General features: G+C 73.2%; 20 protein-coding genes. 9 read left to right on the top strand and 11 right to left on the bottom strand.

Translation table 11 applies throughout. The annotated features are described in order from the left end of the window. The first annotated feature begins 45 nt into the window (after positions 1–45). Positions 46–453 carry a DoxX family protein gene (locus ELY19_RS13815; protein ID WP_126196719.1) on the top strand — a complete coding sequence of 136 codons (408 nt, stop codon included), beginning with the start codon at positions 46–48 and terminating at the stop codon, positions 451–453. Here ELY19_RS13815 and ELY19_RS13810 read toward each other — a convergent pair. Then, positions 450–3812: an ATP-dependent DNA helicase gene (locus ELY19_RS13810; RefSeq protein WP_126196718.1), complete on the bottom strand. Its 3363-nt coding sequence runs from the start codon at positions 3810–3812 to the stop codon at positions 450–452. The genes ELY19_RS13815 and ELY19_RS13810 overlap by 4 nt on opposite strands. Beyond that, the gene (locus ELY19_RS13805; RefSeq protein ID WP_126196717.1) at positions 3805–7113 is read right to left on the bottom strand and encodes an ATP-dependent helicase; all 3309 of its coding nucleotides are present in this window, start codon (positions 7111–7113) and stop codon (positions 3805–3807) included. Before ELY19_RS13805 ends, ELY19_RS13810 begins: the two co-directional genes overlap by 8 nt. Before the next feature lie 87 nt (positions 7114–7200). On the opposite strand from ELY19_RS13805, the gene ELY19_RS13800 reads away from it, so the two are divergent. Beyond that, positions 7201–7962: an alpha/beta hydrolase gene (locus ELY19_RS13800; RefSeq protein WP_126196716.1), complete on the top strand. Its 762-nt coding sequence runs from the start codon at positions 7201–7203 to the stop codon at positions 7960–7962. A gap of 4 nt (positions 7963–7966) precedes the next feature. Continuing rightward, positions 7967–8257 (top strand): MGMT family protein, encoded by a 291-nt coding sequence (locus tag ELY19_RS13795; protein ID WP_126196715.1) that lies wholly within the window; start codon positions 7967–7969, stop codon positions 8255–8257. Here ELY19_RS13795 and ELY19_RS13790 read toward each other — a convergent pair. Genes ELY19_RS13790 through ELY19_RS13780 form a run of 3 tightly spaced genes read right to left on the bottom strand, consistent with a single transcriptional unit; the run spans position 8245 to position 10250 of the window. Further along, the gene (locus ELY19_RS13790; protein WP_126196714.1) at positions 8245–8931 is read right to left on the bottom strand and encodes a sirohydrochlorin chelatase; all 687 of its coding nucleotides are present in this window, start codon (positions 8929–8931) and stop codon (positions 8245–8247) included. The two genes, ELY19_RS13795 and ELY19_RS13790, sit on opposite strands and share 13 nt — an antisense overlap. Next, a complete protein-coding gene (locus ELY19_RS13785) occupies positions 8919–9773 on the bottom strand; it encodes a TIGR02569 family protein (protein WP_126196713.1) in 855 nt (284 codons plus the stop codon). The genes ELY19_RS13790 and ELY19_RS13785 overlap by 13 nt, the downstream gene beginning before the upstream one ends. Before the next feature lie 36 nt (positions 9774–9809). Next, complete coding sequence (locus ELY19_RS13780) at positions 9810–10250, bottom strand: nitroreductase/quinone reductase family protein (protein WP_126196712.1); 441 nt, start codon at positions 10248–10250, stop codon at positions 9810–9812. A gap of 38 nt (positions 10251–10288) precedes the next feature. Between ELY19_RS13780 and ELY19_RS13775 the strand changes: the two genes are divergently transcribed. Both ELY19_RS13775 and ELY19_RS13770 read left to right on the top strand, forming a co-directional pair. Continuing rightward, on the top strand, positions 10289–10876 hold the full coding sequence (locus ELY19_RS13775; protein ID WP_126196711.1) for a hypothetical protein: 588 nt from the start codon (positions 10289–10291) through the stop codon (positions 10874–10876). A 190-nt stretch (positions 10877–11066) separates the two neighbouring features. Beyond that, positions 11067–12593 (top strand): acyl-CoA synthetase, encoded by a 1527-nt coding sequence (locus ELY19_RS13770; RefSeq protein WP_126196710.1) that lies wholly within the window; start codon positions 11067–11069, stop codon positions 12591–12593. Position 12594: 1 nt separating this feature from the next. On the opposite strand, the gene moeZ is transcribed toward ELY19_RS13770, so the two are convergent. From moeZ to ELY19_RS13755, 3 genes are all read right to left on the bottom strand, one after another. Further along, positions 12595–13776 (bottom strand): adenylyltransferase/sulfurtransferase MoeZ, encoded by a 1182-nt coding sequence (moeZ, locus tag ELY19_RS13765; protein ID WP_197716059.1) that lies wholly within the window; start codon positions 13774–13776, stop codon positions 12595–12597. A gap of 97 nt (positions 13777–13873) precedes the next feature. Continuing rightward, on the bottom strand, positions 13874–14887 hold the full coding sequence (locus ELY19_RS13760) for a DUF3152 domain-containing protein (protein WP_126196708.1): 1014 nt from the start codon (positions 14885–14887) through the stop codon (positions 13874–13876). A gap of 60 nt (positions 14888–14947) precedes the next feature. Further along, on the bottom strand, positions 14948–15907 hold the full coding sequence (locus ELY19_RS13755; protein WP_126196707.1) for an alpha/beta fold hydrolase: 960 nt from the start codon (positions 15905–15907) through the stop codon (positions 14948–14950). Positions 15908–16010: 103 nt separating this feature from the next. On the opposite strand from ELY19_RS13755, the gene fasR reads away from it, so the two are divergent. Then, the gene (gene fasR, locus ELY19_RS13750) at positions 16011–16685 is read left to right on the top strand and encodes an HTH-type transcriptional activator FasR (protein ID WP_126196706.1); all 675 of its coding nucleotides are present in this window, start codon (positions 16011–16013) and stop codon (positions 16683–16685) included. A 19-nt stretch (positions 16686–16704) separates the two neighbouring features. On the opposite strand, the gene ELY19_RS13745 is transcribed toward fasR, so the two are convergent. Then, positions 16705–17868: a DUF418 domain-containing protein gene (locus tag ELY19_RS13745; protein WP_126196705.1), complete on the bottom strand. Its 1164-nt coding sequence runs from the start codon at positions 17866–17868 to the stop codon at positions 16705–16707. 87 nt (positions 17869–17955) lie between these two features. After that, the gene (locus ELY19_RS13740; protein WP_126196704.1) at positions 17956–19590 is read right to left on the bottom strand and encodes a DEAD/DEAH box helicase; all 1635 of its coding nucleotides are present in this window, start codon (positions 19588–19590) and stop codon (positions 17956–17958) included. A 205-nt stretch (positions 19591–19795) separates the two neighbouring features. Here ELY19_RS13740 and ELY19_RS13735 point away from each other — a divergent pair, with 205 nt between their 5' ends. Together ELY19_RS13735 and ELY19_RS13730 are read left to right on the top strand one after the other, a co-directional pair. Further along, positions 19796–20467: a ferritin-like fold-containing protein gene (locus ELY19_RS13735; RefSeq protein WP_126196703.1), complete on the top strand. Its 672-nt coding sequence runs from the start codon at positions 19796–19798 to the stop codon at positions 20465–20467. A gap of 271 nt (positions 20468–20738) precedes the next feature. Further along, positions 20739–20966, top strand: a complete 228-nt coding sequence (locus tag ELY19_RS13730; RefSeq protein WP_126196702.1) for a DUF3107 domain-containing protein — start codon at positions 20739–20741, stop codon at positions 20964–20966. Between the two features lie 9 nt (positions 20967–20975). On the opposite strand, the gene ELY19_RS13725 is transcribed toward ELY19_RS13730, so the two are convergent. Further along, entirely contained in the window at positions 20976–21815 is an 840-nt protein-coding gene (locus tag ELY19_RS13725) for a DUF817 domain-containing protein (RefSeq protein ID WP_126196701.1), read from the bottom strand. A gap of 56 nt (positions 21816–21871) precedes the next feature. Between ELY19_RS13725 and ELY19_RS13720 the strand changes: the two genes are divergently transcribed. Further along, a complete protein-coding gene (locus ELY19_RS13720) occupies positions 21872–23110 on the top strand; it encodes an Rv3212 family protein (RefSeq protein WP_126196700.1) in 1239 nt (412 codons plus the stop codon). Positions 23111–23115: the final 5 nt, after the last annotated feature.

Here is a 23115-nt window from a genome sequence, read left to right as displayed (position 1 = left end):
TAGCACGTCCGGCGGAGCCGACGAGCAATCTGCCACAATCTTCAGATGGTGTCCACAGACCGGCCCGCCCGCCGTACCGACAAGCTCGCGCGCGGCATGGCGCTCTCCCTCGCCGGGATGGGTGCCCTGCACTTCGTCGCGCCGAAGCCGTTCGATTCGATCGTGCCGCCGAACCTTCCGCTCGGCCTCACGCCCCGCCGCGCGACGCAGCTCTCGGGCGTCGCGGAGCTGACCACCGCGGCGCTGCTCGCGGCACCGCGGACCCGCCGGCTGGGCGGCGTCGCGGCCGCCGCGCTCTTCGCCGCCGTCTTCCCCGCGAACATCCACATGGCGCAGCAGTGGTCGGACAAGCCGCTGCCGTTGCGGCTCGGCGCCTACGCCCGGCTGCCGATGCAGCTGCCGATGGTCGTCTCCGCCGTACGGATCGCCCGCGACAAGGGCGAGACCGCCTAGGTCCGTCCCGCGTCGGGCCGGTCCTCGCCCGCGCTCGTGATGAGGTCGGCGAGGCCCTGGTGGCCGAGCAGGTCCGACGGTGCCACCGTCTCCCCCGAGCGCACGTAGAAGGACGCGGCGCGCACGTCGTCGACGGGGACGTCCCGCAGCCGGGCCCACGCCAGGCGGTAGGCGGCGAGCTGCACCGCCGCGGCCCGCTCGTCGGCGGGCTCGGTGGGGCGCACACCCGTCTTCCAGTCGACGACGGTGAAGCCGCCGCCCGGGTCGCGGAAGACGGCGTCCATCCGCCCGCGCACGACGGTGCCGGCGGCCGCGATCTCGAAGGGCACCTCGATGTCGACGGGGGTGCGCGCCGCCCACTCGCTCTCCTCGAACCGCCGTTGCAGCAGCGCGAGGTTCTCGTCGGCGCCGGCGTCGCCGTCGGCCGCGCCGGGCAGCTCGTCGAGATCCAGGAGCCGTGACGCCCCGTACCGGCGTTCGAGCCAGGCGTGGAACGCGGTGCCGCGCCGCGCGTACGGGTTCGGCTTGAACGGCACGGGCCGGCGGAGCCGGCTCGCGAACGTGGCGGGGCTGCGGCGCAGCTCCACCAGCTGGCTCACCGAGACCTCGCGCGGCACCGCGACCTCCAGTTCGGCCTCCGCCTGCCGGGCGCGCTCGGCGAGCAGCGCGGTGACCTCGGCCGCCCAGTCGTGCGGGTCGGGCTCCGCGGGATCGGGCTCCGGGGCCCCGCGGCCGAGTTCGGCGAGCACCAGCTCGGCGCCGGCGTCGACGTCGGCGCGGTGCGCGCCGAGGAAGTCGCGCGGCCAGGGCTGCCGGACCGGCTCGGTCTCGAGCGGGTTCGGCGCGTCCTCGAGCGGTTCGGCCGCCCACTCGGTCACCGCGTCCGGGGCGTGATCGCGGGCCGCGACGAGGAAGCGCGACGGTGCCTTCGGCGTCTTCACGTCCTCGCTCCAGTAGTGGCCGGACAGCAGGAGCACCGATTGGGTGCGGGTGACGGCGACGTAGAACAGGCGCTCGTCCTCGTGCATGTTCATGCCCTTGAGCGCCTTCTTGTGCGCGTCCAGGGCGTCCTCGAGGTCCTTGCGGTTGTTGCAGCCGTCGAGGTCGAGGCGGGGCACGCCGTCACCGGCGCCGGGAGCGGAGCGAGCGGGCCCGTCGTCAACGGAGCCGCCGGGCTCTGCGAGGTCACCACGCAGGTTCGGCTGCAGCTCGGCGGGCGTCGACAGCCACGTGGGCAGCGCCCGGTTCGACGGGAAGATCCCCTCCGACAGGTGCGGTACGGCCACCACGTCCCATTCGAGGCCCTTGGCGGAGTGCACGGTGAGCACCTGCACCCGGTCGGTGGCGACCTCCACGTCGCCCGGGGCGAGTCCGCCCTCCACCTTCTCGGCCGCGGCGAGGAATGCGAGCAGCCCCGGCAGGGTGGCGGTGGGCCGCTCGGCGTAGGAGACGACCACGTCGGCGAAGGCGTCCAGGTGCTCGCGGCCGGTGGCGCGGCCGCCGAGCTGCCGGGACGCGCGGATGCGGGTCTCGATGCTCACGCCCAGCACGCGTTCGGCCTCGGCGACCACCTCGGGCAGGGGGTGCCCGATCCGCTCCCGGACGTGGCGCACCTCGCGGTCCAGGGAGCGGATCTTCGCGAGACCCGCGGCGGAGTAGTCGGCCTCCGGACCGGGATCGGCGATGGCGTCGCCGAGGCCCGCGGCGTCGAGGCTCTCCGACGGCAGCGTCGCGTCCAGCGCGGCGTCGAGTTGCTCCGGGGTGGCGACGGCGCCCGTGGCCGCGCGGCCGGTGGTGTGCGCGATCCGGCGCGCCCGATTCCACAGGGCCCGCAGGTCCGCGGCGCCGAGCTGCCAGCGCGGCCCGGTGAGCAGCCGCATCGCGGCGGTGCCGGCGAGCGGCTCGACGGCCAGCCGCAGCAGCGCCACGACGTCCTGCACCTCGGGCGTGTGCAGCAGGCCGCCCAGACCCACGACCTCGACGGGCACACCGCGCTCGCTCAGGGCCGCGGCGATGCCCGCGGAATCGGCGTTGCGGCGCACCAGCACGGCGACCGTCGGCGGCTCCTGCCCCGCCTCGATCCGGCCGCGCCACTGCGCGGCGATCGCGTCGGCGAGCCAGTCGCGCTCGTCGATCACCGTGGGGTGCAGGGCGATCCGCAGGTCGCCCGCCGGCGCGTCGGGCCGCGCCTTCAGCTCGGAGACGGGCACGCCGCGGCTGCGCAGGTCCTCGGAGACGGCGTTGGCGAGGCTGAGCGCGCTCGTCGGGTTGCGCCAGCTGGTGAGCAGTTCCCGCCGCGGCGCCGGGCTCCCGTCGGCCTGCGGGAAATCCGTGGCGAAGCGCGGCAGGTTCGCCGCGGATGCGCCGCGCCAGCCGTAGATCGACTGGATCGGGTCCCCCACCGCGGTCACGGCAGCGGCGCCCGCCGGCCCACCGAACAGCGAGGCCAGCAGCATGCGCTGCGCGTGGCCGGTGTCCTGGTACTCGTCGAGCAGGACCGCCCCGAACCGGGCCCGCTCGAGCCCCGCGACGTCGGGGTTGGCGAGCGCGAGCTGCGCGGCGAGACCCATCTGGCTGCCGAAGTCGAGGACCTCACGGGCTCGCATCTCGGCGGCGACGGCGCGTACCAGCGGGATCAGCCGGCGGCGCTGCTCCTGCACCTCGGCGGCCTTGAGCAGCGCCGCGTTCGGCGCGGCCCGCTGCCGCGGACCGGGCGGCAGCAGGCCGATCAGCCGCTCCAGTTCGTCGTCGTCCGCCTCCAGCTGGTCGGGCGTCACGAGGTGGTCGGCGAGCGCCCCGGACAGGCCGAGCACCCATTCCGTGAGGTTGGCGGGGTTCCGGTCCAGTTCCAGAGCCTCGTCCCAGCCGGTGACCACGTCGTAGGCGATCTGCCACCGCTCCGTCTCCGAGACCAGCCGGACCGAGGGTTCGACCGGCAGCAGCATGCCGTAGTCGGCGAGCAGCCGCCCCGCGTAGGCGTGATAGGTGCTGATCTCGGGCTCGACGGTGCGCAGCGACGCCCGCAGCTCGCCCGACGGGTCGATCCGGTCGACGACGGGTGCCCCCGCGAGCCGCGCGAGCCGCTTGCGCACGCGGATCATCAGCTGCTGCGCGGCCTTCCGGGTGAAGGTGAGGCCGAGCACCTGGTCGGGCGTGACGTAGCGGTTGGCGATGAGCCACACGACGCGGCCGGCCATCGTCTCGGTCTTGCCGGCACCGGCGCCGGCGACCACGAGGCACGGGCCGAGCGGCGCCTCGATGACGGCGCGCTGCTCGTCGGTCGGCGCGAAGGCCTGGCCCAGTTCGTGTGCCAGGTCGACCGCCGAGATCAGCGGCGCGTGGGGGAAGCCGTCAGTCATCGGTCACGGCCCTCCCCTTGTCGACGACCGGACAGCACGACGCGACGGCGCAGAACTGGCAGGACGCGTTGAGTGTGGCGGGGAACTCGGGCCCGCGGGTGCGCCGCGCCGCTTCGCGGACCACGCCGAGCCACTCGTCCACGTCGGCGGGGCTGAGCGCGTCCTGCTCGCGGACCGTCGCGCCGGTCTTGGCGTGCGGCTTCGCGACGTACACCAGCTTGCCGCCGCCGGGCGTCTCCGGGACGCCGCCGATCCCGCCGTGCGCGAGCGCCACCTGGTAGGTGCGCAGCTGTGCCTGCGCCTGCCCCTCGGCCTGGGTGGGCAGGGTGCGCCCCGTCTTCACGTCGACGACGACGGCCCGGCCGAGCGGGTCGCGCTCGAGGCGGTCGATCCGGCCGCGGATCCGCACGTCCGGGTCGTCGCCGCCCGCCGCGGCGTCCCCGGGGATCACGGCGTCGACGCCGATCTCGACGCCCGCCTCGGTGAGCTCGCCCCGGCTGCTCGCCAGCCACGCGCGGAACGACTCCAGCATCTCCTCGGTGCGCGCCAACTCGCGCTGCGCGAACCAGTCCGCCTCCAGATCCACGCGCTCCCAGACCTTCTCCAGCGCGCGGGACACCTCGTCCTTGGGGATCCGTCCCGCGACGGCCTGCACCAGGGTGTGCACCAGGTTGCCCGTGGCCTGCTTGGCGGAGTCGCCGTCGGTGCCGCCGAAGCGCTCGAGCATCCAGCGCAGCGCGCACGCCGACAGGGACTCCACGTTCGACGGCGACAGCGCCACGGGACCGTCCTCCGGCGACCACAGCGGGTCGTCGGTGCTGGCGCCGGCCACGCCGTACCAGCTGTCCGGGTGCGCGCCGGGCACGCCGTCGGCGGCGAGCCGGGCGAGCTGCCGCGCCGCGTGCGCGCGTTCCTCGAGTTCCCGCGCGGGATCGCACACGGCGGTGCGCAGCACGGCGACGAGGGTGCGCAGGTCGAGCGAAGCCGACGGGGCGCTCTCCACCGCCGGCGTGTAGGTCTCGGGGTCCTCGTCGCCCGAGGGCGCGATGCCCTGCAGGAACCGCGACGGCACGAGGTCGCCGTCGCCGTCGGCCGTGTCGACCGCTGTGATGAGCAGCGTGCGACGCGCCCGCGAGCAGGCGACGAGCAGCAGCCGCCGCTCCTCCGCGAGCAGCGGCAGTGAGCGCGAGACCGTGGGCAGTGCCGCCGGATCCATCCCGTCGAGCGCGTCCAGCAACTCGTCCGTGCCGAGCAGGCCGCCGCGGCGCCGCAGGTTGGGCCAGCGCCCCTCCTGCACGCCGGCGACGGCGACGACCTCCCATTCCCGGCCGACCGTGCTGTGCGCCGACAGCAGCGTGACGCCCGGGACGGTGGCCTGCCCGCTGCGCCCGCGCGCGCGGTCGGACCGCGGGATCTGCAGTTGCTCCAGGTACTCGACGAAGGCTCCCACCGACGCGGTGGGCAGGGTGTCGGTGAAATCGGCGGCGGAGTCGAACAGGCCCATCACCGCGTCGAGGTCACGATCGGCCTGCTCTCCCAGCGAGCCGCCGCGCAGCGCGAGGGCGCCCCACCGGGCCGCGAGGCCGGTGGTGGCCCACGCGGCCCAGAGCACCTCCTCGACCGTGCCGTGCTCGGCCGCGGCGCGGGCGGCGCGCACGGCGGCGAGCACCCGCTCCACGGGTTCGGCCTCGAGTTCGGTGAGCACCGTCTTGTAGGGCGCGAACTCGGCGGCGCCGGTGAGCACCGCGGTGAGGATCTCCGCCGACCCGCGCTCCTCCGCGGGATCAGCGCGACGCACCGCGCGCCGCACGCGGCGCAGCGTGAGCGGGTCGCCGCCGCCGACGGGGCCGGAGAGCAGGGTGACGGCCTCCGCCGGGTCCAGCCCGTCCGGCGCGACGGCGGCGCGCAGTACCAGTAGCAGCGCGTGCACGGCCCGCTGTCGCGCGAGCGGCACGTCGTCCGCGGGGACCGTGACGGGGACCCCGGCGTAGGCCAGCGCCCGGCGCAGCGGCGCGATCGACGCGGAGACCGAGCGGACCACGACGGCCATCTCCTCCCACGGCACCCCGCCGAGGACGTGCTCGCGGCGCAGCATCGCCGCGATGGCGTCGGCCTCCTTCGCGGGGGTGGAGAACAGCCGGACCGCGGCGCCGCCCGGCCGGGGGCGCTCGGGCGCCACGGCGCCGAAGCGGTGGGGCAGGCGCGCGGAGATCCGGTTCACGGCGGCCGCCACCTCCTCCCCGAAGCGGAAGCTGCGCTCGAGCAGGATGTCCCGGTCCGGCGGCACGTCGAGGTTCTGCAGGAAGCGGGTGCTCGCACCGCGGAAGGAGTTCACGGCCTGGTCCGGGTCGCCCGCGATCACGGTGAGCTCCGTGCCGGTGCCGAGCAGCCGGATCAGCGCCGAGGCCAGCGGGTCCAGGTTCTGCGCGTCGTCGACCAGGAGGAACCGGATGCGCTCGCGCTGCTGGGCGAGGAGGGCGTCGTCGGAGGCGAGCGCCGTGACCGCGGCGTCGATGAGTTCCGCCGCGTCCACCGCCGGGGCGACGGCCCGCTCGCCGGCGAGGCCGACGGAGCCGCGCAGCAGCGTGGTCTCCTGGTACTCACGCAGCGCGTTCGCCGCGGCGAGCCACTCCCCGCGGTTGTACCGGCGCGCGAGCTCCTCGATCTCGTCCGGTCCGGCGCCCCGCTGTGCGGCCTGGGCGAAGAGGTCGCGCAGGGCGCCCGCGAAGCCGTGCGTGACGAGTGCGGGCCGGAGCCGTTCCGGCCAGAAGGCGCCGCCGTCCTCCAGGTTGCCGCGCAGCAGCTCCCGCACCACCGCGTCCTGCTCGGACCCGGTGATGAGGCGCGGCGGCGGACTGCCGGTGCGGGAGGCCTGCAGCCGCAGCACCGCGAAGGCCAGCGAATGCACGGTGCGCACCAGGGGCTCCCCCGAGGCGTGCACCCCTTCGCTGCCCGCGAGGACCCGCGCGGAGAGCTCGCGCCGCAGCGCGGCCGCGGCCCGCTTGTTTCCGGTGAGGAGCAGCACGGATTCGGGTTCGACGAACGGATCGGTCAGCTTCGCCACCGCGATGTCGACCAGCGCCGAGGTCTTGCCGGTGCCGGGTCCGCCGCGGATCCGGTACGGCGCCCAGCCGCCCACGTCCAGCGGCAGCTCGCCCGTGGCGGGCGCCGCGAGCGCGGCGATCGGACCGGCCCACTCCCGGACCGCGGGCGGTTCCGGGGGCGTGTACTGCAGGCGCAGGCGGGGCCGACGGTGCTTCCCCGCACCGTCGGTCCCTCGATTCCCGGTTCCGGCGTTCACGCGCACCCCCTCTCCGACCGCGTCCGTCGATCACATCACAGCCCACCGACAGGTCGGCGCCGGCACCGCGCAGGGCACAATCGGGGCATGCTCAACACCCACGTCTACGGTCCGGAGGCCCCCGGCACGCCCACCGTGCTCGCGATCCACGGCGTCACCGGCCACGGCGCCCGCTGGCGCCGGTTCGCCGACGACGAGGTGCCGCACGCGCGAGTGCTGGCGCCGGACCTGCGCGGCCACGCCCGCTCCACGTGGGCACCGCCCTGGCACCTGGAGCAGCACGTCGCCGATCTCGTCGAGGTGATCGAACAGCACGCCGACGCTCCCGTCACGGTGATCGGGCACTCCCTCGGCGGCGCGCTGGCGTGCCGGCTGGCGGCCGCCCGCCCCGACCTGGTGCGCGCCCTCCTGCTGCTGGACCCGGCGCAGGAGCTGGACCCCGAGATGTGCGGGACGATCGCCGCGCAGACCATCGAGTTCTTCGACTTCACCTCCCCCGACGAGGCGAAGCAGGAGAAGCGCTCCGGCGCCTGGGCGGAGGTCCCGGAGCGCGTGCTCGACGACGAGATCGCCGAGCACCTCGTGCGGCGCGACTCCGGGCGCTGGGAATGGAACATCAGCTGCGCCGCGGTGGCCGCGCTGTGGGGCGAGCTGGCCCGCCCGGCGGTCGGCGCACCGTCGTCCGTCCCGACCGTGCTGCTGCGCGCCGACCGCGCCCACTTCGTGACCGACGCGCAGCTCACCGCGATGCCCGACGGGGCCGAGGTGGTCGCTGTCCCGTCGGACCACATGGTGGCGCAGGAGATCCCGGCGATCGTCGGCGAGTACGCGCGGAGCTTGATCGGATAGTCCCATGGCGAAGGTCACCGAGGAGCAGGTCGAGGCGGTGCGGGCGTTGATCGAGGCGATCCCGCCCGGCCGGGTGCGCACCTACGGCGACATCGCCGACGAACTGGGGCTGAGTTCGCCGCGGATCGTGGGCTGGGTGATGCGCACCGACGCCTCGGACCTGCCCTGGCACCGCGTGGTGCCCGCGACCGGCCGGCCCGCGGCGCACATCGCCCGCGAGCAGCTGGAGCGGCTGCGGGCGGAGGGCGTGCTCGCCGACGGCGACCGGATCCCCCTGCGCGACTACCGGGTCTGAGCGAAGCGGTCGACGAGCAGGTCGATCACCTCGGGCGCCGTGCCGAGCGGCGCGGCGACGCCGTCGGCGCCCACCTCGCCGAGGCGGGTGTGGAACAGCCCCTCCGCGAGCTGGTACGCGGCGAGGAACAGCCGCCGCCCCGGGGTCCGCGCGGCCGCGACGGCGTCCGCCACCGTCGGGCTGCCTGCGGCGAGGAAGCCCACCGGGACCGCGCCGCCGATCGCCTCGCCGAGGTACCCGGCCATCTTGCGGACGTCGGCGCGGGCGTGCGGGTCCGACGAGCCGGTCGCGCCGAGCAGCACCGTGTCGCCGGGCCGCCATCCGGCGTCGCGGAGGCGGCGCAGGAGCGCCCCGACCAACGCGCGGTCGGGCCCGAGCGCCGCGGCGACGGCGACGGCGGGGTGCCCGCTGGCGGCGACGTGCCCGGGCACGTCGGTGTGCACGTGGTAACCGGCGGCGAGGAAGGCGGGCACGAGCACCGTCGGGCGGTCCGTCTCGCGCAACAGGTCCGACGGTGACGGGCCCCGCACGTCGACGAAGGCGATGTCGACCCGCCCGGTGCGCGCGGCGACCGCGTCGGCGATCGCGCGGACGGTCGCGATGCCGGAGGCCGAGCGGGTGCCGTGGGCGACGAGGATCCGCCGCTGCGCCGGGGCTCCGCTCAGAGCAGCCACCGGCCGATCTCGACGATGTGCTCGAGGCCGGGCAGGGCCTCGGCCTCCGAGCGCGGGTGCACGGCGTGCACCGCGAGCCGGAAGATGAGGGCGCGCAGCACCATCTGCGGCCACTCGGGAAGGTCGCTCCACCGCATGAGCAGGCCGTCGTCGGCGCCGCCCCACGACAGCCCGTCGACGGCGACGACCGCGGCGGCCCACGTCGCGGGGCGCCAGTACGGCGTGAAGTCGGTGATACCGGGGGCCGCGGCCCCGGCGAAGAGCACGGAGCTGGCGAGATCGCCGTGGACGAGCTGCGGCGCGGCCTCGACGGGCGTGCGCAGCGCCGCGAGCTCGGTCACCAGCTCGACGGCCCGCTGCCGGTGCTCGACCGTCTCGTCGAGCGCGCCGAGCTTACGGGCCATGGCGAGCGGCTTCTCCTCCCACGCGGCCCGGTCGGCGAAGCCGAAGTAGTCGACATCGGTGAACGGCGCGACGGTGGGCGCGGCCAGGAAACGGGGCCGCTCGAGCTTCGCGGTCACCTCGTGCAGCCGGTTGGCCATGGAGATGATCTCGTCGAAGCGCGGCTCGGCCGAGCCGGCGATGAAGGTGTCCGCCCGCCAGCCCGAGACCACGTACCGCCCATCGGTGGCGCGGAACGGACGGGCCAGGCGCATACCGTCGACGTAGAGGTCCTCGCGCACCTTCGCGGACCAGGCGGCGCGCGCATGGTCGGCGATCAGCGAGAGCACCACTTCGCCGCAGCGCCAGCCGCCGTCCCACTCGGCACCGAGGGCGATCGGCTCGGTCTCGTCCAAGCCGAAGGTGGACAGGACGTGCGCAGGGGGCTCGACGGGGCTCACCCTCTGAAATCTACCCGCGTGCGGGCGGCGAGGCCGCTAGGCGCGGCCCGGTTCGACCAGGAGGATGGGGATCAGGCGGTCCGCCTTCTCCTGGTACTCGGCGTACGGCGGATACGCGGCGACGCCGCGCGCCCACCACTCGTCCCGCTCGGCGCCGTGGATCTCGCGCACCGGACCGGACACCACGGTGGTCCCGTCCTGCACCTCGACCTCGTCGTTCGCGAGGAGCGCCGAGTACCAGACGGGATTCTCGGGCGCGCCGCCCTTGGACGCGAACGCCGCGTACACGCCGTCGTGCTCGACCCGCATGAGCGGGCGGCGGTAGAGCTTGCCGGATTTGGGGCCGCGGTAGGTGAACACCACCACCGCCATGCCCGCGACCGCCACCGATGCCGTGGTGCCGGTCTCGTCGATCTTCGCCAGCTGGTCCGCGACCCAGCCGGCCTTCTCCGTCGCGTATTCACCTTCGAGGGCCATGCCCCCACCCTAGAACGATCATCGGGACAATGGAGGGCGTGCCAGACTCCCGCCCCGTCGTGACCGTGTCCGTCCAGTTCCCCGACCTGTCCGTCGCCGAGTTCGACGGGGTCCGCGCGCGCCTCACCGCGGGCCGCGCCGACCGGATCGTGGTGCCGCACGAATCGCACCGGTGGTACGCGGCGGCATCGGACCCCGAGACGGTGCGCGCGTTGGTCTCCGCGCTCCGGGCGGCGCTCGAGGGCGGCCGCCTGTCCTTCGACGACGAGGAGGCGCTCGACGACCTGAGCCAGGAGTACGCGGACTGGCTCGAGGAGTCCGAGGAGCGGGACGACGCGGACGCCGGCCCGATCATGAGCTTCTCGGTGCATCTCCCCGCGCTCGATCGGGACGAGTTCACCGCGCTGGCGGAGTCGCTGCGCGCCGAACACCCGCGCCGGATCGTGCTGGGCGAACAGCGCGGCCTGAGCCATCACGAGCTCTCCGAACGGTCGCGCATCGCCGCCCGCATGCCGGGCATCCGCACCGCCCTGCGGGGCGAGCCCATCAGCACCGTCGACGCGCTGCCCCTGGTCGCGCTGCTGCACGACTACGCGGGCTGGCTGTCCGCGAACGCACCCGCCTGATTCACCGGCTGGCGGCGACGATCAGGTCGCCGAGTCGCTCCGGGGTGGAGAACTGGGGCCGGTGCCCGGAACCGATCGTCACGACCTCTCCACGGACACGTTCTCGCATCGCAACGAGTTCGCTTGAAGCCCTTCGGGCGCCCCGCCCCGGCGCTACCGTGAGACCACTTCGAAGTTAAAGGCGGTTCTCATGTTCCCAGGAGCCTTCGCAGAGCTCTCCCCCGGCAAGCCCGCAGCGATCGACGCCGCCACCGGCGAGATCCTGAGCCACTCCCGCCTGAACGAGGAGTCCACCCGGCTCGCGCACCACCTGCGCGCGCTGGGACTGCGGCGGGGTGACACCGTCGCGATCGTGGCCGGGAACGATCTGCGCATCTTCTCCGCGTACGCCGCCGCCATCCGCAGCGGCCTGTACGTGACCGCGATCAACCACCACCTCACGCCCGGCGAAGTGAACTACATCCTCGAGGACTGCGACGCCAAGGCCCTGTTCGCGGGCGCCGATGTGGCCGAGGCGGTCTCGGAGGCCCTCCAACTCCCCGCGCTCGCCGTGCCCGGGCACGCGATCGCCTGGGGCGGACCGATCCCGGGCTTCGCGGACTTCGACGCGGTGCTCGCGGCGGCCGACGCCACCCCGCTCACGGACCAGCCGCGCGGGACGGACATGCTGTACTCCTCCGGCACCACGGGCCGCCCGAAGGGCATCCGGATCCCTCTTCCGGAGGGGCAGGTGGACGAGACCCCCGACGCCTACACCGCCATCTTCGCGCCGATGTACGGCATGGACGCCGACACCGTGTACCTCTCCCCCGCCCCGCTGTACCACGCTGCGCCCCTGCGCTTCTGCGGCGTCACCATGTCCGTGGGCGGCACCGTGATCATGATGCACCGCTTCGACCCGGAGGAGGCGCTCGCGCTCATCGAGAAGTACCGCGTGACCCACAGCCAGTGGGTGCCGACGATGTTCGTGCGGATGCTCAAGCTGCCCGAGGAGACGCGGGCGCACTACGACACGAGCAGCCTCAAGGTCGCGATCCACGCGGCCGCGCCGTGCCCCGCCGAGGTGAAGCAGTCGATGCTCGCCTGGTGGGGCCCGGTGATCCACGAGTACTACGCCTCCACCGAGGCGGCCGGGGCCACGTTCATCAGCCCGCAGGAGGCGCTGGAACGTCCCGGGTCCGTGGGGCGCGCCGGGCTCGGCGTCGCCCGGATCTGCGGCGACGACGGTGCCGTCCTCCCCGCCGGGGAGGTGGGCACGATCTACTTCGAGCGTGAGCAGATGCCCTTCGCGTACCACAACGCGCCGGAGAAGACCCGCGCCGCACAGCATCCCGACCACGAGAACTGGGCCACCACCGGCGACGTCGGCTACCTCGACGAGGACGGCTACCTGTACCTCACGGATCGCAAGGACTTCATGATCATCACGGGCGGGGTGAACGTCTACCCGCAGGAGTCGGAGAACGCGCTGATCATGCATCCCGCCGTCGCCGACGTCGCCGTGATCGGCGTGCCCGACGACGAGCTCGGCGAGACCGCGCTGGCGTGCGTGCAGCTCGCGCCGGGTACGGCACCGTCGGACGAGCTGGCGCAGGAGCTGATCGACTACGCGGGCCGGGAACTGGCCCGCTACAAGCTGCCCCGCGCCGTGCGCTTCGTCGACAGCCTGCCCCGCACCCCCACCGGCAAACTGGTCAAGCGCCTGATCGAGGCCTGAATCAGTACACCGGGAGCGACGGATCGACCTGCTTCGCGTAGGCGGTGATGCCGCCCTGCAGGTGTACGGCGTCGCGGTAGCCGGCGCCCTGGACGGTGGCGAGCACCTCCGCGGAACGGATACCGGTCTTGCAGTACAGGACCAGCTTCTTATCGGCGGAGACCTGCGTCAGCCCCTCGCCGGTCTCGAAGGCGCCCTTGGGCACCAGCTTCGCGCCGTCCAGGTGGACGATCTCCCACTCGACGGGCTCGCGGACGTCCACCAGCTCGTAATCGACGCCGGGTGCACCCATCTCGACGAGTTCCTTCGGGGTGATGGTGCTCCCGGCGGCGGCACGCTCCGCCTCGTCGGAGACGACCCCGCAGAACTCGTCGTAGTCGATGAGCCCGGTGATGCGCGGCGCGTCGGGGTCCTTGCGGATCGACAGGGTGCGGTAGCTCATCTCGAGCGCGTCGTAGACCATGAGCCGGCCCAGGAGCGATTCGCCGATGCCGGTGATGAGCTTGACCGCCTCGGTGCCCATGATCGATCCGATCGAGGCACAGAGGATGCCGAGCACGCCGCCCTCGGCGCACGACGGGACCATGCCGGGCGGCGGCGCGACGGGGTACAGGTCGCGGTAGTTCAGGCCCTGCTTCTCGCCGTTCGGGCCGTCGGGAGCGTCCTCCCAGAACACGGACACCTGGCCCTCGAACCGGAAGATCGAGCCCCACACGTAGGGCTTGTGCGCCAGCACCGCGGCGTCGTTGACGAGGTAGCGGGTGGCGAAGTTGTCGGTGCCGTCGAGGATGAGGTCGTACTGCTCGAACAGCTCGACCGCGTTCTCGGGCTCCAGGCGGATCGGGTGGAGGTTGACGGTGACCAGCGGGTTGATCTCCGCGATGGAGTCCCGCGCACTCTCGCCCTTCGGCCGCCCCAGGTCGGAGACGCCGTGGATCACCTGGCGCTGCAGGTTCGATTCGTCGACCTCGTCGAACTCGACGATGCCGATCGTGCCGACGCCCGCCGCGGCGAGGTACAGCAGCGCGGGGCTGCCGAGCCCGCCGGCACCGATCACCAGGACCTTCGCGTTCTTGAGGCGTTTCTGCCCCGTGACCCCCATCTCGGGGATGATGAGGTGCCGCGAGTACCGCGCGACCTCGTCGCGGGTCAGATCGGCGGCGGGTTCCACAAGCGGGGGCAGCGTGCTCACACACTGCTCAACGACGCTGCGCCCGCCACCATTCCCGGCGCCCCGACGGGCGCGCGGGCGGGGCGGCACCGTCGCCCCGGACGGACGGTCACTTCAGGACGGGCGCGACCCAGGCGTTCGGCCGGCAGGCCAGGTCGTTGCCGAAGCCCTCGGACTTGTCGAGGTCGTAGATGTCGCGGTTCTTCACGCCGAAGGACTGCTGCATCATGATCGGCGCGAGCGCGCCCTGCGCGGGGCACGGGACGTGCTGCGGGTAGCCGATCGCGTGCCCCACCTCGTGATTGATCGCGTACTGCCGGTAGCCGGTGAGGTCGCCCTCGAAGGCGGTGGCGCCGCGCACCCAGCGCGCGAGGTTGATCACGACGCGCCCGAGCTCGCCGTTGTAGCAGGACGACTCCAGCTGGATGGTGTAACCGCAGGCCGAGCGGGTGGTGATCGGGGAGGTCAGCGAGATGGTGAAGGAGGGCGTGCCCTTGTCGATCCGTTGGAAGGCCACGGCGGGGTCGTGGATCCAGCTGCGCGGGTCGGCCAGCGTGCGGTCGATCATCGTGGCGAAGGGCTGGTCGCCGCCGAGCGCGCCCATGTCGACGCCGTCCTCGACCGCGATCATGTACGTGAACACCTGCTGCTTGCCCTCGTCCTGCTTGCCGACGCGCGGCGTGGACCCCGGTACGACGTGCCAGATGCCCTGGCCCTTCTCCGTGAAGGCTCCGCCCTCGGGGAGCATGCCCGCGGGCGGCACGGGACCCGGCACCGTCTTACTCGGGGCGCCGACGATGGTCTTGCCGGGCGTCGGATTGCGGGAGAGCTGCCCCTCGGGGGATGTCTCGGTCGTCTGCTTGGTGCCGAACGGGTCGCCGCCGAAGGTCAGCACCAGCGCCACCACCGTGAGCACGGCGAGCACCGGCACCGCGTAGGCGCGCCAGCCGTAGGTGCGCAGGAGCCGGCCCAGCCGACCCTGCTTCGCGTACACCCGCTCGCGCGGCGGGCGGTTGCGCTGATCGCCCGAGGTCGCCGTGGAGGAGTTGATGGGGTCCCACTCGGCCCGAAGCGGCGCACGCCCGTCGGGACGGGGGCGCCTCGGGTTCGAAGGACTACTCACGTCGTCAACAATTCCACGATCAGCGCCCGCGAAGTGGAACCGACACGCGCCGGCGCCCGGTCAGCGGGGTTCCTCCGCCGCCGCGATGAGGTCCGCGACGATCCGCGCCGTCTCCGCGGGCTTCTCCATCTGTGCGACGTGGCCCACATCCTCGAAGACCGTGAGCGTGCTGCCCCGGATATGGCGGACCACCTTCGGGGCGACGCCGACGCTCACGAGCAGGTCCCGCGCACCCCACACCACCGCGGTTGGCACCGACACCGAGCGGGCAGCCGCCCAGTGCGTGGCACCGAAGTCGATGATCCAGCTGCGGACCAGCGCGTTGAAGCTCGCGGCGAGCGCATCCGGGGCCCACCTCATGGACGCGCGGGCCGCCGCCTGGTCGACGGCCTGCTGCCTCCGGACGGGCCCCATCACTGCGGGATCGACGAGGATCTCACGGAAGGTCTGGTCCACCTGGCGCTCGGGATAGGCGCTCGCGATGAGCCGGAACCCCGCCGGCCCCACGCCGGGGATCCGCACCAGCGACAGCGGGAGGAACTGCAGTCGCCGCACTCTGGGCCGCAGGTCCGGGAACGCCGGGGAGATCAGTGTCAGCGAGCGCAGCAGGTCGGGCCGCAGCATCGCGACGCGCACCGCGATCGCGCCGCCCAGGGAGTTGCCGAGCAGGTGCACTCCCCCACCGCGCACCGCGACGATCGTCTCCAGGTAGGCGATCGCGGTCTGCGCGAACTCCTCGATGGAGTAGTCGCCGTCGGCCGGCGGATCGGAGAGACCGAAACCCGGCAGGTCCAGGGCGTAGGAGGCGACGACCGGGGCGAGCACCTGCCCCAGGTCGGTCCAGTTGATCGACGAACCGCCGAGGCCGTGGATCATCACCGCCGTGGGCCGCGGATCGGGCGGTGCCGTGACCGCTGCCGCCGCATCGACGTGGCGCGCGAAGACCCGTCGCCCCCGGAGCGTGAGGAACTCCCCGGGCCAGACGTCACTGCTCCGATTCACCTGTGCGAGTGCCGACACACCGGGCAGCTTGCCAGAGCAAGCGGGGGTCGGCGCGGCGGTCGGGAGTATTGTCGACGGGTCAGGGCCGCGCACGGCCCCGGGAAACGGTGAGGTGGAACACATGGCGGACCTGGGCGCGACGACCGCGGCGGGCGATCCCCGCGGCGGGACGAATCCTGCGCCGCGCCGCACCGCCCGACTGCCGCGGAGCGCGCGGCGCATCCAACTCCTGGAAGCCGCGAGCAGCGTCTTCGTCGACCTGGGCTACCACTCCGCGGGCATGGACGAGATCGCCGTGCGCGCCGGCGTCAGCAAGCCGGTGTTGTACCAGCACTTCCCCGGCAAGCTGGAGCTGTACGTCGCGGTCCTCAATTCGCACAGCGAGGCCCTGGTCACCGGCGTCCGCGAGGCGCTGAGCAGCTCCACCGACAACCACGAACGCGTCATCGGCGCGGTCCGCTCGTTCTTCGACTTCGTCGACCGGGACAGCATGGGCTACAAGCTGATCTTCGAATCGGACGTCCTCGAGCCCGTCGTGCAGGAGCGCGTCGAGGGCGCGGTGGACGCCTGCATCGACGCCGTCTACGACCTGGTCTCCGAGGATTCGGGCCTCGACCCCTACCGCGCGAGGATGCTCGCCGTGGGCCTCGTGGGCGCGAGCCAGGTCAGCGCCCGGTACTGGCTGTACGCCGACCGCCCCATCCCGAAGGAGGAGGCGGTGGCGACGACCGTCGAACTGCTCTGGGGCGGCCTCAGCCACGTGCCGCTGCAGGCGCAGCGCCGCGCGCAGCAGTAGATCGGCCGCGCGAGCGGCGTCACGCCGCTCGGTGCATCAGCATCTCGATGGGTCCGCGCGGGAACCGCCGCGTCCACAGCGCCGACACCGCGAGCAGGCACGCCATCACCGCGACGTACACCGCCACCGTGAACGCGAGCCGGTGCTCGGCGCCGAAACGTGTCGCGAGCCCGAGGCCCCAGCCGTAGCAGAGCACCGAGGCGATCACGTTCTGCAGCACGTAGCAGCTCAGCGCCGTCTTCCCCACGTTGCTCAGCGCGGCGCCCACTCGCCCCACGGCGCGCCGCTGATAGAACTCGGCGACGAGCGCGAGGAGGCCCAGCGCCACCAGCGGCGCGACCGCGTACCGTCCGACGAAGACGGCGGGCCCCGACAGTCCGAGCGGCGCACCGGCGATCCCGATCGCGAGGTCGACCGGGGCCGCGACGCCGCCGATCCACATCATCCGGCGCCGGAGGGCCGCGCCCTCGGCGGCGAACAGACCGCCCTGGAACAGGGCCGCGCCCGTGAGGAACATCGCGATCGTCAGCGGGATCATGAAGATCGTCTCCGCGCGGAACAGCAGCGCGTGGTCCGCGCGGAACAGCACCAGGTCCCAGAACGAGCCGTCGGCGTACGGGTTCGCGCGGGCGGGCTCCGGGCCCGCGCCGACGCCGGAGCGCTCGATCGTCATCCCGACGGATACCAGGGCCACCAGGGACAGGTGCAGCGCGGCGCAGCCGATCGCCCAGCGCAGCCGCACCCGCGGCCGCAGGATCAGCATCGCCGACACCACGAACGAGACGAGGGCGTAGCCCATGAGCACGTCGAACTCCGCGACCAGCAGGAAGTGCACGAGCCCGTCGAGGAACAGCACGAGCGCGCGGCGCCAGTAGCGGCCCGGCCACGGGCGGTCGTGCCGCGCGGCCGAGGCCTGCTGGATCGCCAGGCCCACACCGAACATCAAACTCAGCAGGCCGAGGAACTTGCCCTGCGCGAGTGTCTGCAGCACCCGGATCGGCAGCGATTCGGCGCCGACGCTGTCCAGGTAACCCACCATCCCGTGCGGCTCGGTGAAGATCCACACGTTGGTGCCGAAGGTGCCGAGGATCGCGAGGCCACGGGCCACATCGAGCGCGGCGATGCGACGCGTGGTGGACGCCGCGGCGCTGGGGGTGCCGGTCGGGGCGGAGGTCGGGTTCATGCTCCCCACCCTCCCGAACGGACGAAGCCCCCACGACAGCCGTTCGGCCGTCGCGGGGTCCGTCGTTCGGGGGACCGTCGGGGCGGGCTACTCCGCCGAGGCGGGCGCGGCGCCCTCCGCCTTCACTGTGCCCTCCGCCTTGGCTGCGCCGGAGCGACGGCGCCGGCGGCGCTTGCGGGCCGGGGCGTCTCCCTCAGCACCGTCGGCCGACGGTGCCTGCGACTCCGGTGCGGCGGTGGCGGGCTTGGCCTCGGCGGGCGCACCGTCGGCCTTGCGGCCGCCGCGGGTGCGGGTGCGGGTCCGGGTGCTGGTGCGCTTCTCGCGCGGCTTGCGCTCGACGATCTCGCCCTCGGCGCGCTTGCGCACACCGGGCAGGCTGCCCTTGACCTTCGGGTCGATGCCCAGGTCGGTGAAGAGGTGCTCGCTGGAGCTGTAGGTCTCCACCGGCTCGGGCTTGCCGAGGCCGAGAGCCTTGTCGATGAGCTCCCAGCGGTGCAGCTCGTCCCAGTCGACGAGGGTGACGGCGGTGCCGGTCTTGCCTGCGCGACCGGTGCGGCCGATGCGGTGGACGTAGGTCTTGTCGTCCTCGGGGCACTGGAAGTTGATGACGTGGGTGACATCGTCGATGTCGATGCCGCGCGCGGCCACGTCCGTCGCGACGAGCACGTCGATCGAACCGTCACGGAACTTGCCGAGGGCCTTCTCGCGCGCGACCTGGCCGAGGTCGCCGTGCACGGCGCCGACCTTGAAACCGCGCTCGGCCAGCTCGTCGGCGACCTTCTGCGCGGTGCGCTTGGTGCGGGTGAAGATCATCGTCGCGCCGCGCCCCTCGGCCTGCAGCACCTTCGCCACCAGTTCGACCTTGTCGAGGGCGTGGGCACGGTAGACGAACTGGGTGGTCCGCTCGTGGACCGCGGAGTCGTCGTGGTGCTCGGCGCGCACGTGCGTCGGCTGGGTGAGGAACGTGCGGGCCAGCGTGATGATGGGGCCCGGCATGGTGGCCGAGAAGAGCATCGTCTGCCGGTCGGTGGGGACCATCGTGAGAATGCGCTCGATGTCGGGCAGGAAGCCCAGGTCGAGCATCTCGTCGGCCTCGTCGAGAACGAGGATCTGGATCTTGCCGAGCACGAGGTGGCCCTGGTTGGCGAGGTCGAGGAGGCGGCCGGGCGTGCCGACGACCACGTCGACTCCCTTCTGCAGCGCCTCGATCTGCGCCTCGTAGGGGCGGCCGCCGTAGATCGAGGTGATCTTCAGGTCGCGCTCGCCCTTGGTGGTCTGCACCCGGACGCCGTCGGAGGCCTGCTCGAGGTCGTCGGTGACCTGCACGCACAGCTCGCGGGTGGGAACGATGATGAGGGCGCGCGGCGTGCCGTCGAGCGCACGCAGTCCGTCCTCGCCGACCTCGGCGCGGGCCTGGGTGACGAGCCGGTTGAGCAGTGGGACACCGAAGCCGTAGGTCTTGCCCATGCCCGTACGGGCCTGGCCGATGAGGTCGTTGCCGGCGAGCGCGAGCGGGAGGGTGAGCTCCTGGATCGCGAAGGTGCGCTCGATGCCGCGCTTGCCCAGGGCGTCGACGATGCCCTGGTCGACGCCGAGCTCGGCGAAGCTGGGCGACACGTGGTCGTCGCCGATCACGTGGACGTCGGGCATGCCCGCTTCGGTGGCGGGCTCGGTGTGGATGTCGTTGGTGCTGTTCGCGGTGGTGATGGTTCTGCCTTTCATCGGCGGCGGTGGCGTCGCGTTCATGTCTCACGCGCGCACTGTTCCGGCCAATGAGTCCTCGGCCCGCTCCCGGGCCGTCATCGTCGCCTCGACGCCCCCGCCGTTCGGCGGCGGGAAGCGGAGTGCGCGCACAACTACCGGCGACCGAAGTCGATCGCTGCAGACCATGGTACCCCGGCGAGCGGCCCGCACTAGCATGTGCACCATGAGCGAACAGACGCAGGACCGGGGAACCACCACGGAGCACCCGGGCGTCGCGGCCCTGTTCGCGGTGCTGGCGTACGGCGAGCTCGCGGCCTTCGAGCGGCTCGCCAAGGAGGCCGAGATGGCACCGGACCTGCGCGGCCGGATCGCCGTCTCATCGATGGCGGCGGCGCAGATGCGCAACTTCGAGCTGCTGCGGACCGAGCTCGATCGTCGCGGGCAGGACGTGGAGAGTGCGACCGCGCCGTTCGCGCCCGTGATCGGCCGCTATCACGAGCGGACGACGCCGCGGAACTGGAACGAGGCCCTGGTCAAGGCGTACATCGGCGACGGGCTGGCCGCCGACTTCTACTCCGAGGTCGCCCGCGCGCTCCCCGCCGAGCCCGCGGCCGTCGTCGCAGCGGTGCTCTCGGACACGCGCGAGTCCGATTTCGCGGTCGAGCGGGTGCGCGCGGCCGTGGCCGCGAACCCGGCGCTACGGTCACCGCTCACGCTGTGGGGTCGGCGACTGCTGTCCGAGGCCATCACCCAGGCGCAGGAGGTGCTCGCCACCCGCGACGAGTTGGCGGCGCTGCTGTTCGAGCACTCCGGAGACCTCCCCGGCGTGGCGCAGTTCTTCGAATCACTGCAGACCCGGCACGCCGAGCGGATGGCGACGCTCGGCCTGGGCTGAGTCGCGACGCCGGCAGCGGCTGCGGGAAGCCGGTTACGGGAAGCCTCGCGCGACGCTGCCGAAATTTCCGAACGCTGCCGCGTACCGGCAGCGTTCGCGGATACCGGCAGCGTTCAGCGGAATATCGGCAGCGTCGCGCGGATATCGGCTGCGGTCTGCGGCATCGGTGGCGTGCCGCGGACTCCGGCGGCGCCGCCCGGCCGCGCTGCCCTGAGCGGAAATCTGCGGTGCGGCGGCGACCGACTGCTGCCGCGGCGGATAACCTCGTGCCATGGAGATCAAGATCGGTATCGCGGACTCGAACCGCGAACTCGTGGTGCAGAGCAAGGACGAGGTCGACGCCGTCAAGAAGGTCGTCGCGGATGCGCTGGCCGGCCGCACGGAGCTGCTGGAGCTGACGGACGAGAAGGGCAAGCAGTACCTGGTGCCCGCGGCCCGCGTCTCCTACGTCGAGGTCGGTACGAACGAGAGCCGCTCGGTCGGCTTCAACGCGAGCTGACACACCGCCTCACAGCGCCGCCCGCTCCGTCGTGGCCGCCGCGGACGACGTCCCGGCGGCCGCGCGGCGGTCGAGCAACGACACCAGCACGAAGCTGAGGCTCACCAGCAGCACCCACGAGCCGAACTTCCCGGCGTGCACCATCCGCCACACATCGCCCTGGTCCGGATAGCGCCACGCACCGAGGAACGTCGCCATGTTCTCGGCGATCCAGAGGAAGAACCCGATCAGCACGAAGGACAGCGGCAGCGGCATCCAGTAGCGCTCCGTGCCCACCGTGAACCACACGCGGCTGCGCGCGGTCACCACGAGGAAGCCCAGCGCGATGACGACGCGCAGGTCGGGCAGGTAGTGATGGGTGAAGAAGTTGGCGTACGCGGCCACCGCGAGGGCCAGCACCGCCCCGGTGCGGTACCGGCTGACCGTCAGGTCGAACCGGCGGAACGCCTGGCACACGTACGAGCCCACCGCCGCGTACATGAACCCCGCGTAGAGCGGCACGCCCCAGACCTTCGTCACCGCGGCGTCGGGGTACTCCCACGACCCGACGGCGACCTTGAACACCTCCAAGGCGAGCCCGGCCATGTGGAAGGCGCAGACCACCCCCAGCTCGCGCCACGACTCCCGCTTCGTGGCGACGAACACCACCTGGACCACGATCACGTAGAGCAGGAGCGCGTCGTAGCGCGCGAGGGGCGGATCCCAGCGCGACCACACCACCGCGGATCCCGCCAGGCCCGCGAAGACGGCGATCGCGAACGCGCAGCACTGCAGCTCGATCCCCGCGAACCGCAGCATCTGTCCCACGAACCCCCGTGCGCGGGTCAGCGGGAGGCGCGCCGTCGACATGCCCCCGAGTATGCAGGTGCGGTCGCCCCGGCACCGTCGCCGCTAGGCTCGGGCGCGTGGTGAAACCGGAACGCAGGACCCGCGTCGATCTCGCGGTCTCGGCCGCGATCCTGGTCGCGGTCGTCGTCGCGGGCCTCGTGGCGTGGAACCTGGGCACCGCGAGCAAGGCGGTCAGCGAGACCGCGCCCGCGCCGTCGACGGTGCCGTCGTCGCTCGTCGAGCTGCCCGCCGCGCTCCGCGAGGCGTGGACCGCGCAGGCGGATCGTCCCGTGGCGACGGTGAACGGTTCCCTCGCCCTCGCCCGGGGCGGCGAGGTCACCGGGCACGACCCCGTGACGGGGCAGCGCACCTGGCGCTACCAGCGCGAGAGCGACGTGTGCGGGCTCATGGTCAACGCGGGCCTGGTGCTCGCCTTCTACCGCGATGTCCGCGGCTGCGGCGAGGTGATGGCGCTCGACCCCGGCACCGGTCAGCGCCGCGCCAGCCGCACCGGCCGCGAGGATCACGACGTGACGCTCACCGGCGACGGCAACTACGCCGTCGCACAGGGCCCGACGCGGGTCGACGTGTTCCGGTCGGACCTCGTGCGCACCGTCGAGTACGGCAAGCCCGACGTGCCCGTGAACCCGGGCGTCCAGCCCCGCTCCGGGTGCACGATCGGGTCCGCGCTCCCGGCCGGGGCGTCGATCGCCGTCCTCGAAGCCTGCCCCACCGAGCCCTATCCCCGCCTCACCGTGATCGGTGCCTCCCCGAAGGAGGCCGCCGAACCGCAGGAGACCTCGTCGGTCGTCGCCCCGGACCTGGGGGCCGCCGCGCCCGACGGCACCGACCGCGCGCGGCTCATCACCGCGACGGCGAACGGCGCCGTGGTCTACGTCCCGGCCCAGGAGGGGCGCCCCGCGCGGGTGACGACGGTCGATCCGCAGGGCCGCACGCTGCGCTCCGTGGACGTGACCACCGGGCCGGGCGGCGCCCCGCGCGACGTCCCGGTGGTGACGGAGGCCGGCATCGCCGCGTTCTACACCGGCACCTCGACCGTGGTGGTCGACGCCGCGTCGCTCGCCGCGGAGATGGTGATCCCCGGCACCCGCGGCCCCGGTGCCGTGGTCGGCGGCCAGCTCGTGGTGCCCGGTCCCACTTCGTTGTCCGCGTACGACCTGGACACCCGGGCCATGACGCGCTCGACGCCGATCGCCAAGCCCGGCTACACCGACGGACCGGTGCTGCTCACCGAGGCGGGCACCACCCTCATCGCGCAGTGGGGCTCGACAGTCCAGGCCTACCGCGCCGCCTGACGGGT

This window comes from Tsukamurella paurometabola (assembly GCF_900631615.1).
Taxonomy (GTDB): domain Bacteria; phylum Actinomycetota; class Actinomycetes; order Mycobacteriales; family Mycobacteriaceae; genus Tsukamurella; species Tsukamurella paurometabola_A.
Note: the sequence above shows the minus strand (reverse complement) of the source record. Positions and strands in the feature narration are given on the sequence as shown.

What these genes read in the sequence shown, in the direction of transcription:
- ELY19_RS13815 (WP_126196719.1), top strand. Translation starts at nt 46, where the DNA reads ATGGTGTCCACAGACCGGCCCGCCCGCCGTACCGACAAGCTCGCGCGC.
- ELY19_RS13810 (WP_126196718.1), bottom strand. Translation starts at nt 3,812, where the DNA reads ATGACTGACGGCTTCCCCCACGCGCCGCTGATCTCGGCGGTCGACCTG.
- ELY19_RS13800 (WP_126196716.1), top strand. Translation starts at nt 7,201, where the DNA reads ATGCTCAACACCCACGTCTACGGTCCGGAGGCCCCCGGCACGCCCACC.
- ELY19_RS13795 (WP_126196715.1), top strand. Translation starts at nt 7,967, where the DNA reads ATGGCGAAGGTCACCGAGGAGCAGGTCGAGGCGGTGCGGGCGTTGATC.
- ELY19_RS13780 (WP_126196712.1), bottom strand. Translation starts at nt 10,250, where the DNA reads ATGGCCCTCGAAGGTGAATACGCGACGGAGAAGGCCGGCTGGGTCGCG.
- ELY19_RS13770 (WP_126196710.1), top strand. Translation starts at nt 11,067, where the DNA reads ATGTTCCCAGGAGCCTTCGCAGAGCTCTCCCCCGGCAAGCCCGCAGCG.
- fasR (WP_126196706.1), top strand. Translation starts at nt 16,011, where the DNA reads ATGGCGGACCTGGGCGCGACGACCGCGGCGGGCGATCCCCGCGGCGGG.
- ELY19_RS13745 (WP_126196705.1), bottom strand. Translation starts at nt 17,868, where the DNA reads ATGAACCCGACCTCCGCCCCGACCGGCACCCCCAGCGCCGCGGCGTCC.
- ELY19_RS13740 (WP_126196704.1), bottom strand. Translation starts at nt 19,590, where the DNA reads ATGAAAGGCAGAACCATCACCACCGCGAACAGCACCAACGACATCCAC.
- ELY19_RS13735 (WP_126196703.1), top strand. Translation starts at nt 19,796, where the DNA reads ATGAGCGAACAGACGCAGGACCGGGGAACCACCACGGAGCACCCGGGC.
- ELY19_RS13730 (WP_126196702.1), top strand. Translation starts at nt 20,739, where the DNA reads ATGGAGATCAAGATCGGTATCGCGGACTCGAACCGCGAACTCGTGGTG.
- ELY19_RS13725 (WP_126196701.1), bottom strand. Translation starts at nt 21,815, where the DNA reads ATGTCGACGGCGCGCCTCCCGCTGACCCGCGCACGGGGGTTCGTGGGA.